This is a genomic window from Bacteroides sp. AF34-31BH, from assembly GCF_003602795.1.
GTDB lineage: Bacteria > Bacteroidota > Bacteroidia > Bacteroidales > Bacteroidaceae > Bacteroides > Bacteroides uniformis.
Map to the genome: position 1 here is coordinate 224,467 of NZ_QTLV01000004.1, position 12,887 is coordinate 237,353.

Consider the following 12,887-nt stretch of genomic DNA (forward strand, 5'->3'; position numbering starts at 1 on the left):
ATGTTATTTTCTGATATTAATTTTTTATTATTCTTAGTTCCCCTATTAGCTACATTATGGATACACGAAAAATTAAAATGGGGTGGAGTATTCTTACGTAATACAATATTACTAATAGCCAGTTATTGGTTCTACGCTCAACTATCACCTACGTACGTTGTACTATTAGGAGCTATTACACTACTTAATTGGATAAGCGGCAAAAGTTTGTTGCAGCAAAAACGTAAATGGGTATGTGGTACTACTGTCATACTAAGTCTTCTGCCATTAATTTGCTATAAATATGCTCATTTTTTTATTGTGGACGTTCTTGGACTAGCTAATGAAAATTTTGCCACATGGGTACTCCCTATCGGAATTTCATTTTTTACGTTTCAGGCATTGACCTATACCATTGATATATATCGGGGAAAAATAAAAGAAAAAGCTCCTTTAATTGACTTTATGTTGTTTGTGTCCTTCTTCCCTAATATACTATCCGGCCCGATTGAAAAGGGGCGCAATCTATTACCCCAACTGCACAAATTACACCCTATCACCAATGACAATCTATTAAGAGGTAGCGAATTATTTGCTTGGGGACTTTTCAAAAAAGTGGTAGTAGCCGATCGCATAGCCATATATACAAATTCCGTTTTTGAACACCCGGACTTCTATTCAGGAAATTCAAACCTGCTTGCAATCGCATTATACAGTATACAGATATATTGCGATTTCAGCGGATATACAGACATGGCAATCGGTGTGGCAAAAATGATGGGATTCAGATTAAATGATAATTTCCGCTTTCCTTATTTCAGCACTACAATTAGGCAATTTTGGAAAAAATGGCATATATCACTTACGTCTTGGTTCACCGAATATCTCTACATTGCCTGTGGAGGAAATAGAGTGCCGAAATGGCGATGGTATATCAATATTTCACTAGTGTTCTTAGTTAGTGGATTGTGGCATGGAGCAGCTTGGACTTTCATTTTTTGGGGAGCATTACATGCCGTATTGTATTTGATAGAACATATCAGCGGGCTGAAAAACCAATTTTTGTCATTTTGGCGTATATGGGTACAAGGCATCTATGTATATATAGTAGTGTCACTGGCTTGGGTCTTTTTCCGTGCCAACACATTCAATGATGCAACGGCTATGATAAATGGAGTATTTAGAGATTGGGGGCGGCAATACACCACCGCATCGCTAATGGGCTTCGTTTTAATGTTAGCAGCATTAGCACTATTTATCATACTTGAAATATTGGCTTATAAGAAAGTGATAACTATAACAGAAAGTGAAAACAATCCTTATGATGGAAAAAACTTAGCATTCTTGGTGATAACGTTGCTTTCTATTTCTCTATTAGGACAATCGGGCGCGCAGTTTGTTTATTTCAAATTTTAAATTGACACATGAAGAAATTATATAAAATATTGATTGCCATTGCAGTTTTTTTCTTTCTTGATTTTGCTATCAGCAGTTTATTAAAAGAAGGATTAAACAAAGGGTTTGGATTAAGACAAGAGTCTGAAATATTAATAGTAGGTCATAGCCATATGATGATGGGAGTGGATAGAGACAAATTGGAAAAAGGACTAAAATGCAAAATAAGTAAATATACTCGTACTGGAGTAAGTTTACCCGAACGATATCTAATGACTCAACAGTATTTAAACTCAAAATACTCAAAAAAATTAAAAGCAGCATTAATCGGAGTGGATGCTTTTACTTTTTCAGAAGGTAATATTAGTAAAAATTGCTATACGCTATTTTATCCATTCTATGAAGACAAGAATGTGAACGACTATTTAAAAAGACACGCAAAACCTACAGAATATTGGCAGCACAAAATCATCCGGTTGTCTCGTTATAGCGATGACTTGATAAACTCATCTGTTCGCGGCTGGATGCACGATGACAAAAACTATAAGACAAATCAAATAAATATGGACGAATTTGAGAAACAGCGTTCCAAATGGAAAAGTAACATTAGCTTTAATAAGGAACTTATGTCTAAATTGAATGAGCTAATACATATGCTGACAAAACGCGGCATAAAAGTTTATTTAGTTAACACTCCTACACTTGATACAATAAACCATACACAACCAGAAAACTATAAATACATAATGGAGTATTACCGAAAATTGGCGAACAATAATATGGTCTATTTTATTGACTTCACAAAACATGAATCTAATTATGAACTTTTTTTTGATCCCCTTCACTTAAACGTTAACGGTCAGACTTTAGTTACAGATTCATTGATTCAATTTTTAAAAAATCAATTTTAAACAGTTTCTTGGTAATTCTTTCTTATTCCTATTATGTTACATGAAACATGCATATTTAATTGTAGCACATACAGACTTTAAAATTTTGGAAAGACTTTTGGATCTATTGGATTATCCCGGAAATGATATTTATGTTCACATAGACAAAAAAGTGTCTTATGATATAAAATATCACCCTGTGTATTCAAAGCTATTCACTGTATCTAATGAACATCGGATAGATGTAAGATGGGCAGATTGTACAATTGCATGGGCAGAAATGGAATTGTATAAATTAGCTCATAATCATGGTCCGTATGGATACTACCACTTAATGAGCGGAATCGATTTACCTCTCAAATCACAAAATTTTATTCACCGTTTTTTTGAAGAACATAATGGAATAGAATTCTATGGTCTTATGCAAAATGCTTGGCGTACAAAAAGCAAGATTATGTATTACCATCTTTTCACCAAGCATCTCCGCGGATTTGGGTGGAGAAGTCAAATTGAAGGTATTTTGAACTCGATTTTAGTAAAACTGCAAAAGATTCTGCCAATTATGCGCTCGCATAAAGAGATACCGATTTTAGTCAAAGGCACAACTTGGAGTTCTCTTACAGAAGAAGCTGTAAGTTATATTCTTTCCAAACAAGATTATATCTACAAAAGGTTTCGATATACATTCGCTTGTGACGAAATTTACAAACCGATTTTATTAATCAATTCTCCATTTGTAGATAAATTCTATTCAAAAACAGATGAATATAAGGGGTGTTTGCGAAAAGTAGATTGGCAAAGGGGAAATCCATATATTTGGCAGTTAAAAGATTATGATGAATTAATCAATTCAAATATGTTGTTCGCTCGCAAATTCAGTTCAGAGCATTGGGATTTGGTTGAAAAAATTTCAGATTATGTAAATAACAATAAAAACGTTGTATGAAGATAACTTGGGTAACACGTAGCTTTCTTGATTATCGTATTCCTGTTTATCAGGAGCTAAACAAACTCTGCGGAAGAAACCTTACTGTAATTTATTATAAGGACATTCCACCAGAGCGGACACAAAAAAAAATAAAAGAAGTTCTAGGGGATAAAGCAATCGCCCGAGAAAAAGAATTTCGTATTGGAAATAAACCCAAAATTGATAATGCCTCAAAAAGTAATACTACCTTTAGAATTCCTATTAGTCCAGGACTTATCAAACAAGTTCTTGACAGTAAGCCAGATGTATTAATTTCTGATGGATTTATGCAATGGACATATGCAGCACTTGCAGTACGTGCATTAAAAAGAATTCCTCATGTAATGTGCTATGAACGAACAGCACATACAGAACGTAATGCTGGAAGACTACGGATATGGTACCGAAAAATAGTTTCCCGTTGGATAGACGCTATTGATTGTAACGGTATTTTATGTGGAGAATACGTTCGCTCTTTAGGGTTTGACAGTAAGCGATTAACATTTGGGCATATGGTAGCAGACATTTCAGGTATGTCAAGAACCATACAAAATATAGCGAATGAAGATATTGTCAAAGTAAAAAAAGAATTAAAAATCCCCCCCAAGGGGCTCATGATTCTATTTGTAGGTCAATTAATACCCATCAAAGGAGTTGATCAATTGTTGACTGCTTGGAAACAATTTAAATCACATTGCAAAGAAAATTGCACTTTAGTTTATGTGGGATATGGACGTTTGGAACAACCATTGCGTGACCGTATAGTAAACGAAAAGATACAAGATGTGATATTAATAGGAGGCATTGACTATGATAGTATTGCCCAATATTATAAAGCTGCAGATTGTTTCATCCTCCCTACAGTAGAAGACAACTGGAGTCTTGTGGTACCAGAAGCAATGGCCTGTGGATTACCCGTAGCTACTACGATATACAATGGATGCCACCCGGAATTAATCACTAAAGAAAACGGTTGGGTGTTTGATACATACAATGAACAGTCCATCATTGACACCTTACAAAATATTGTAAACAATAAGGAACGGTTAAAGGAAATGGGTGAAGTGTCTAAGCGCATTGTAAGTAAACATACAGCTGAAAGAGCAGCCCAAAGTATTATGGCCGCTATTGATATTGCCCAAAAACATTGCAAAAAATAAGTTCTATCAAAACAATTTATGAAAATAAACACACTTACCACATACGATGTTTATAATTATGGCGCATCACTGCAAGCCTATGCCCTACAACAATATTTGACAAATCTAGGACACGAAGTGGAAATCATCAATTACCAACCAGACTATCTAACTCGCAAATATAATTACAAATGGGTGAATCCTGAATCGAAGTTGAGCAGATATACCTTGACACGTGCTGCCTATCGGGTGATGAAGTATCTACAGCGCCAGACAACTTTAGGCAGGAAACAAACATTCGACATATTCAATCATCGGACACTAAAGGAAACGTCCTTAAGGTATACTTCGTATAAAGAACTTTGTAACAACCCTCCAAAAGCAGATTTATACATTGTAGGGAGCGACCAGATATGGAACGTGTTTTATGAAGCCGGACGTGATCCGGCTTTCTTCCTGGAGTTTGTCAAACAAGGGCATAAAGCATCATATGCTGCAAGTTTTTCGTATTTGGACATAGACGAGACAAACAAAAGACGCATTCAAAAGTCATTGGAAACTTTTGATGCTGTGGCGGTACGTGAATATCATGGCCTTGATATTTTAAGAAGTATGAATATAGAGGGAACATGGACACTTGATCCTGTATTTTTACTTTCGGCAGAGCAATGGAAAAAATTGATGGTAACAAACATCCCCAAAAAAGATTATCTATTGATTTACGACTTTGAGGGGAACAAAGAATTAAAGCAATTTGCCAAGGAGTATGCACAGCGGCATCATCTGAAGATTTATGCCATAGCAGATACTTATCCATTGCTTTATGCCAACAAAAACTTCATGAAAGCAGGCCCTCGTGAGTTTATTTCAATGATTTATCATTGTAAAGTTTTTATTTCCAATTCCTTTCATGGCACGGCATTCTCCATCATGTTTAACAAACCTGTATTCGTGTTTAACAGACATCGACATAAAGTGAATTCGCGTATGGAGAGTTTAATGGCTCTTTTCGGATTAAACAATTGCATCTTGGACAGTCCAGAAAAATGGGAAAAAGCTTATGATTATCCTTTCGATTACGAACAGATCAATCACACCAAGCAACGTGAATTGATTAAGTCGAAAGCCTACTTGGATAATTTGTTAAATATATGTACACATCCATAAAATGCTATGATAGATTTATCTGTAATCATACCGGTTTATAATGCCGCCCCATCCATTAACCGCACATTAGATTCTATTTTCAACCAACAAACATCTTACGCTATAGAGGTTATTCTCATTGATGATGGGAGCAAAGATAATTCCATAGAGATTATCAAAACCCGAAAAGAAGCCAACATCACATTGTTACGACAAAAAAACGAAGGACCTTCTGCTGCCCGTAACAATGGGATTAAGACAGCACAAGGTCGCTATTGCGCTTATTTGGATGCAGACGATTATTGGGAACAAGGTTTTATCGAAAAAACTGTTTCATTTTTGGACAACCATCCTGATTGTGTGGCAGTAAATGTTGCGCAACGTCACCTCACTGTCTCCGGTTCATTTGAAATCCCCAGTTGCTACCAAGAGTATAAAGAAGCTTTCATCTTAGAAGATTTTTTCACTTTCTGGGCAAAGCACATGCATGTCTGTACAGGAAGTGTCTTAATCCGCAAAGAAGTGATTAATACAATTGGAGGACAGCGTAAAGACCTTCGCATCACTGAAGATTTGGAGTTTTGGGCTATGGTATCTACCTATGGACAATGGGGATTTATCCCGGAAATTCTTTTTGTAAGCGATGGTGGAGACGTGACCCGTAGTCAAGGCTGGTTAAACAAAATGATGATACGCTGGAGCAACGCGCCCAGTATTGCTGATTGGGAAAAGCGCATTGTTACACGCCTGCCCAATGAACTACCTGCTGGTTATTTAAAAGCCCGTGGCCGTATTTCACGCAACCTCACTTATTGCCAACTTCTCTCCGGTCGTTTGACATTGAGCCGTCAAGAGGCTTTGAAATATGGCAGATATTTTGTGAAGGACCCCATTGGTAAACTCATGAATATGACGAAACATACTCCTATTACTTGGTGGATGTTGGCGAAGTTGCTGCAATACAGGGAGTATCACCGGAAGTAGTAAAGTTCACATAAACAATAGGTACATCATCAATATATGCCAAGAGAAAGACATCAAACTGATAATGGTAACCTCGCCATAGCACACTGGTTGAAGTCTATACTTTAAATTTGATTGACCGAAACATGAAACCAAGAGTTCTTTTTATAATGCACATGCCCCCACCCGTACACGGTGCATCCATGATGGGGGCATATATTCATGACAGCAAAGTAATAAACGAAGCTTTTGACTGCCACTATCTTAACTTAACTCTTGCCAAAGATATCAATGACATAGGAAAAGGAGGAATAAGGAAACTTATTGTTTACTTAAAAAAACAGATACAAATAGCAAAAACCGTAAAGAGAATAAAGTCGCAATTATGCTATTTGACTCCCAATACCAAAGGTGGGGCTTTCTACAAAGATTTTTGTACCCTATTCCTGCTAAAATGTTTGGGACAGAAAATCATAATACATTTTCATAACAAAGGTGTGAAATCAAGAGAAGGGCAATGGCCGGACAAATGGTTATACAAAGCCTTTTTCAAGAATATACAGATAATACTGCTGGCTCCCCCACTCTACAATGACATCCAAAAATTTGTAAAACCAGAACAGGTGGTATACTGTCCCAATGGCATTCCACAAAACGTAACCTATGATTTTTCCAAGAAAAGAAACACCCCTTTCAAATTATTATTCCTCAGCAACATGTTAAGGGAAAAGGGGGTATGGGATTTGATAGATGCACTAAATATCGTAAAGAACGATGGTTATTCATTTCATTGTGATTACATTGGAAAGTGGAGTGACATTGCGGAAAGTGAATTCAACCAAAAGGTAAAACACAAAAATCTAGACAAGTATATACAGGCACACGGAGCCAAATATGGAGAAGAAAAAGAATTTTTTCTTAAGCAAGCAGACTTATTTATATTTCCCACTTATTATCATAATGAATGTTTCCCATTAGTACTTCTTGAGGCTATGGAACAGGGACTACCCTGCATCAGCACAAATGAGGGAGGAATCCCCGGTATCATAGAGGAAGGCAAAACCGGATTTATCGTGGAAAAACATAGTCCGCAACAGCTGGCAGAAAAGATAGAATATTTAATAGACCATCCCATGATATGTGCTGAAATGGGTAAAGCCGGTAAAGAAAAATTTCAAAGGGAATTCACTTTGGAAAAGTTTGAAAACCGGATGAAAGATATTTTAAAAGAATGTATAGCTTCATACAAGAAGTAAATAGAAAAAATTAATTTTATAACTAGGGTATTAGTCATGTTAGAAAAAAATGCAAAGATTTTTGTAGCGGGGCATCGTGGTTTAGTAGGTTCTGCCATCTGGAACAACCTGCAACAAAGAGGTTATACAAACTTAGTAGGACGCTCACACAAAGAACTGGATTTGCTGGACGGAACCGCCGTAAAGAAATTTTTCGATGAAGAACGACCGGAAGCGGTGGTACTGGCTGCTGCCCATGTGGGTGGCATTATGGCAAACCTGCAATACCGGGCGGACTTTATCTATCAGAATCTGCAAATCCAGCAGAACGTAATCGGTGAGAGTTTCCGTCACGGAGTAAAGAAGCTGCTCTTCTTGGGAAGCACCTGCATCTACCCGCGTGAAGCTCCGCAGCCCATGAAGGAAGAAGTGCTGCTGACCTCTCCGCTGGAATACACCAACGAGCCGTATGCCATAGCCAAAATAGCTGGGCTGAAGATGTGTGAAAGCTTCAACCTGCAATACGGAACCAATTACATAGCCGTGATGCCTACCAACCTATATGGACCGAACGACAACTTCCACCTGGAAAACAGCCATGTACTGCCTGCCATGATCCGCAAGATTTACCTTGCCAAATGCCTCAACGAAGGGGATTGGGATGCTGTACGCAAAGATATCGACCTGCGTCCGGTGAAAGGGGTAAACGGCAGCTATGGCAACGAGGAGATTCTGGCAGAGCTTGCCAACTTCGGAATAACCCCGGAAGCGGTCACCTTGTGGGGAACCGGCAAACCGTTGCGTGAATTCCTATGGAGCGAAGAAATGGCAGATGCCAGTGTACATGTACTGCTGAATGTGGACTTTAAAGACACATATGCTCCGGACAGTAAAGAAATACGCAACTGCCACATCAATGTGGGCACCGGAAAGGAACTCAGCATAAAGGAAGTGGCTGAAAAGATTATAGCCGAAATAGGATTCAAAGGTGAGCTGCAATGGGATGCCTCGAAACCGGACGGCACACTGCGCAAACTGACGGATGTGACCAAACTGCATAACCTGGGATGGCATCATAAAATAGAAATAGACGAAGGAATACACCGTTTGTACGAATGGTATCTGAAAGGTATCTGCATCAATCATCAGACCAACTAAATTACATTTTTCACATTCCTCTTGTATATTACACACATAATCTTTACATTTGCCGCAGTTCTCGGACATATTGCATCGTTCCGTTCAAAAATACCTTTCCATGTGACGGGCGACAGCGTAGCGTACTCTGCGGAAAATTATACTCCTTTTTACATGTTGAAGTTAAAGACGATTTCGCTTCTGGAACACAGAAGTGAGCTTGACGCATTGCCCGAAGGCAAACTGCTGATTAACACCATCAATGCGCACTCGTATAACACAGCATTGAAAGATCCTGCCTTTGCAGAAGCTTTGCTGAGGGGAGACGCATTGATTCCAGACGGAGCAAGCATTGTACTGGCATTCAAACTCCTGAGACATGAGAAGATAGAGCGCACAGCGGGATGGGACTTGTTTCTGTACGAAATGGATAAGCTGAACCGGAAAGGAGGAACCTGCTTCTTTCTGGGAAGTAGCGAAGACACCCTGAGGAAAATAAAGGTAAAAGCCGTCCGGTTATATCCCAATATCCGGATAGAGACTTATTCCCCACCCTACAAGCCGGAATTCACCCAAGAAGACAATCAAGCCATGATAGCCGCCGTAAACCAGGCACAGCCGGATTTGCTCTGGGTGGGCATGACCGCTCCCAAACAAGAGAAATGGACTTATGCACACCTGAAAGAACTGGAGGTAAACGGTCCCATCGGTACTATTGGCGCTGTGTTCGACTTCTTTGCTGAAAACGTGCAACGTGCTCCCGTATGGTGGCAGGAACACGGGTTGGAATGGCTGTACCGGCTGGTAAAGGAACCCAGAAGAATGTGGAGAAGATATATCATCGGGAACTGCTTATTCTTATGGAATATCACAAAAGAGAAATTTACATCATAACATAAATAAAAACTGATTTTAAAACCCGAATCATGGATAAGAAAATTGCATTGATTTCAGGCATCACCGGTCAGGACGGTTCATTCCTGGCCGAGTTCCTAATTGAAAAAGGATATGAAGTACACGGCATTCTGCGCCGTTCGTCATCGTTCAACACCGGACGCATAGAGCATCTTTATCTGGATGAATGGGTGCGTGACATGAAGAAGAACCGTCTCGTAAACCTCCACTACGGGGACATGACGGACAGCAGCTCGCTTATCCGCATCATACAGCAGGTGCAGCCGGACGAAATCTATAACCTGGCGGCACAAAGCCATGTGAAAGTATCATTCGATGTGCCGGAGTATACTGCGGAAGCAGATGCCGTAGGCACCCTGCGTATGCTGGAAGCAGTACGTATCCTGGGACTGGAGAAAAAAACGAAAATCTATCAGGCTTCGACTTCCGAACTGTTCGGTCTGGTGCAGGAGGTACCACAGAAAGAGACAACCCCGTTCTACCCACGCAGTCCATATGGTGTGGCCAAGCAATATGGCTTCTGGATTACGAAGAATTACCGGGAAAGCTACGGCATGTTCGCCGTAAACGGCATTCTCTTCAACCACGAAAGCGAACGGCGCGGAGAAACCTTCGTGACACGCAAAATTACACTGGCAGCTGCACGTATAGCCCAAGGGTATCAGGACAAGTTATATCTGGGTAACTTGAATTCGCTGCGCGACTGGGGATATGCCAAAGATTACGTGGAGTGCATGTGGCTGATTCTGCAGCACGACACTCCGGAGGATTTTGTCATAGCTACCGGAGAATATCATACCGTACGTGATTTCACTACACTTGCCTTCAATGAAACCGGTGTGGAACTACGTTGGGAAGGAGAAGGCGTGAATGAAAAGGGCATTGATACCAAAACCGGTAAAGTGCTGGTGGAAGTGGATCCCAAATACTTCCGTCCTGCCGAAGTGGAACAACTGCTGGGTGACCCGACCAAAGCCAAGACACTGCTGGGTTGGAATCCACGCAAGACTTCTTTTGAAGAACTGGTGAAAATCATGGTGACACATGACATGGCATTTGTGAAGAAGCTCTATATGAGGGCACAAATGGATGGTGAAAACACTTCCCAGACATGCTGAAAACGAAAATGAGAAAATGGTGCCTGCTCCTACTGCTGCTTGGTTGCAGCATGGGAGTGCAGGCCCAATATTCCATGGGTAACACCGGACTGCTGAACATCCCGACAGCAGATATGCAGGAGACCGGTACTTTTATGGGGGGCGGCAATTATCTTCCGAACGGCATGACACCGTTTAACTTCAACACTGGAAATTATTTCGTTAACATCACATTCTTATCTTTTCTGGAGTTGAGTTATCGGTGTACGCTATTGAAAACCACCCGGTATGACGGTAAGAAAGGATATTTCCAGCAAGACCGTTCTTTATCTGCACGTATACGTCCGATAAAGGAAGGAAAATATCATCCGGCAATAGTCATAGGTACCAATGACCCTTTCAAAGACACTGGAACCAACTACTTTGCAACCATATATGGCGTACTGACCAAAGGCTTCTCCATCACAAAAGGAGACCGACTAGCACTGACTGCCGGATATTACCTGCCACTGAACAAACACAGTATACAAGACGGTCCTTTCGGAGGTATCAGCTACTCCCCTGCTTTCTGCCGGGAAATGACTGTCATGGCCGAATATGATTCGGAAGGTTTCAATGTGGGAGCTGCCGCCAGATTATGGAGGCATCTCTCCATCCATGTGTTTACCAGAGAATTCAACAGCATATCGGGAGGAATACGGTATGAATGCAGGTTGTTGCACTAAGAGAGGGATGAAGGATTAAGGATTAGGGATTGAAGAGTAGGATGAAAAACAAGAGAAAAAGCGGTTTGAAGTGGATACTGGCAGTATGGTTCTGTGGTATTTCTGCAATGGCAGATGCCCAAGTGACAGAGAGCCTGAAAGCTATCGGAATGGAAAACATCCGATGTGCACAGACACCGGGAATGACCACTGTAAGTTTTGAGAACAACGTATATAGAAGTACCTACACCGGAGTGGGCAAAACCATAGATGCCTGCTTGGGAAGCGAGACGAAGGGCGATTTGCAATTGGTGGTACTGGAAAACCGGATTCCCAGGCTTTGCATCAATCTGCCGGATACATTGACGGAAGCATACAGAAACGGGGAAATCAACTTGACACAAGTATATCAGCAAATGGGAATTACGGTAGATACGGATGCGGCCATGAAAGCATTGAAAAATGCCGGTCAGGAAGAAGCACCGTCTGCCTGGAAGATGGATTTGGTGATATACCCCGATTTGTTTTTAGAGAACAATACGTTTGACGAACTGTATACGTATGCCATCAACCTGAATCCGGCAGTGGAAATGGCTCTATGGAAAGGTGGGAAAATGACCGCACAAGTGATACTGCCCGTAGCCACCAATCTGAGTGGAGAGATGAAACGGATAAGACCGGGAATCATAGCTCTATCGCAGGATGTACGCTTCAGGCACAACATCTTCGGGAAAATGACGGTGGGTAACTTTACCAACAACAGATATGGTGCACAACTGGAAATAAAATACCGTACAAACAACGGACGCTGGGAACTGGGCGGAACGGCAGGTTCCACCGGTTTCTCTGCCATCACCCGGGAAGACGGCTGGTATATAGGCAGAAAACAGCGTATCAATGCCTCGCTGAATGCTTCGTACTACGAACCACGCCTCAACTTGCAGTTCGACTTAAAAGCAGGAAGATATATTTACGGTGATTATGGAGTGAGAGGAGACTGTACGCGGCACTTCGGAGAGTATGCCATCGGCTTGTATGCCCTTTGTACAGACAGAGAGATAAACGGAGGATTTCATTTTGCCATCCCCCTGCCGGGGAAAAAATGGAGTAAAAAAGGATTCTTCAGAGTAAAACCGGCTGACTACTTTGCATGGGCATACGGCATGGTGGCAGATGGAGAGTACATAGAAAAACAACTGGGAAAAAGTTACAGAACACGCCCTAACGAAAACCGGAGCAGCAACTTCTACCAGCCGGACTATATACGCTATTTCCTTATAAAGGAACTGCAAAAAGAAAAATCGGAATAAGTATAATTTA

12 protein-coding genes are annotated in these 12,887 nt (G+C 40.6%); all 12 read left to right on the plus strand.

Features of this window, described 5'->3' with window-relative positions; translation table 11 throughout:
- Window positions 1–1,395, plus strand: a complete 1,395-nt coding sequence (locus tag DWZ67_RS08995; protein WP_117962770.1) for an MBOAT family O-acyltransferase — start codon at window positions 1–3, stop codon at window positions 1,393–1,395.
- Between the two features lie 8 nt (window positions 1,396–1,403).
- Entirely contained in the window at window positions 1,404–2,285 is an 882-nt protein-coding gene (locus tag DWZ67_RS09000; RefSeq protein WP_117866170.1) for an SGNH/GDSL hydrolase family protein, read from the plus strand.
- Between the two features lie 40 nt (window positions 2,286–2,325).
- A complete protein-coding gene (locus DWZ67_RS09005; protein ID WP_117866171.1) occupies window positions 2,326–3,210 on the plus strand; it encodes a beta-1,6-N-acetylglucosaminyltransferase in 885 nt (294 codons plus the stop codon).
- On the plus strand, window positions 3,207–4,391 hold the full coding sequence (locus DWZ67_RS09010) for a glycosyltransferase family 4 protein (RefSeq protein ID WP_117866172.1): 1,185 nt from the start codon (window positions 3,207–3,209) through the stop codon (window positions 4,389–4,391). The genes DWZ67_RS09005 and DWZ67_RS09010 overlap by 4 nt, the downstream gene beginning before the upstream one ends.
- Window positions 4,392–4,409: 18 nt before the next feature.
- Entirely contained in the window at window positions 4,410–5,537 is a 1,128-nt protein-coding gene (locus tag DWZ67_RS09015) for a polysaccharide pyruvyl transferase family protein (protein ID WP_120138637.1), read from the plus strand.
- 6 nt (window positions 5,538–5,543) lie between these two features.
- Window positions 5,544–6,500, plus strand: a complete 957-nt coding sequence (locus DWZ67_RS09020) for a glycosyltransferase family 2 protein (protein WP_120138639.1) — start codon at window positions 5,544–5,546, stop codon at window positions 6,498–6,500.
- 125 nt (window positions 6,501–6,625) lie between these two features.
- Window positions 6,626–7,735, plus strand: coding sequence for a glycosyltransferase family 4 protein (locus DWZ67_RS09025; RefSeq protein ID WP_243635143.1), 1,110 nt, complete (start codon window positions 6,626–6,628; stop codon window positions 7,733–7,735).
- A 36-nt stretch (window positions 7,736–7,771) separates the two neighbouring features.
- On the plus strand, window positions 7,772–8,872 hold the full coding sequence (locus DWZ67_RS09030) for a GDP-L-fucose synthase family protein (RefSeq protein ID WP_120138643.1): 1,101 nt from the start codon (window positions 7,772–7,774) through the stop codon (window positions 8,870–8,872).
- Between the two features lie 153 nt (window positions 8,873–9,025).
- Complete coding sequence (locus DWZ67_RS09035) at window positions 9,026–9,745, plus strand: WecB/TagA/CpsF family glycosyltransferase (protein WP_044468735.1); 720 nt, start codon at window positions 9,026–9,028, stop codon at window positions 9,743–9,745.
- A gap of 32 nt (window positions 9,746–9,777) precedes the next feature.
- Window positions 9,778–10,884 carry a GDP-mannose 4,6-dehydratase gene (gene gmd / locus DWZ67_RS09040; RefSeq protein ID WP_057088219.1) on the plus strand — a complete coding sequence of 369 codons (1,107 nt, stop codon included), beginning with the start codon at window positions 9,778–9,780 and terminating at the stop codon, window positions 10,882–10,884.
- A complete protein-coding gene (locus DWZ67_RS09045; RefSeq protein WP_120138645.1) occupies window positions 10,878–11,588 on the plus strand; it encodes a YjbH domain-containing protein in 711 nt (236 codons plus the stop codon). Before gmd ends, DWZ67_RS09045 begins: the two co-directional genes overlap by 7 nt.
- A gap of 41 nt (window positions 11,589–11,629) precedes the next feature.
- The gene (locus tag DWZ67_RS09050) at window positions 11,630–12,877 is read left to right on the plus strand and encodes a YjbH domain-containing protein (protein ID WP_120138647.1); all 1,248 of its coding nucleotides are present in this window, start codon (window positions 11,630–11,632) and stop codon (window positions 12,875–12,877) included.
- Window positions 12,878–12,887: the final 10 nt, after the last annotated feature.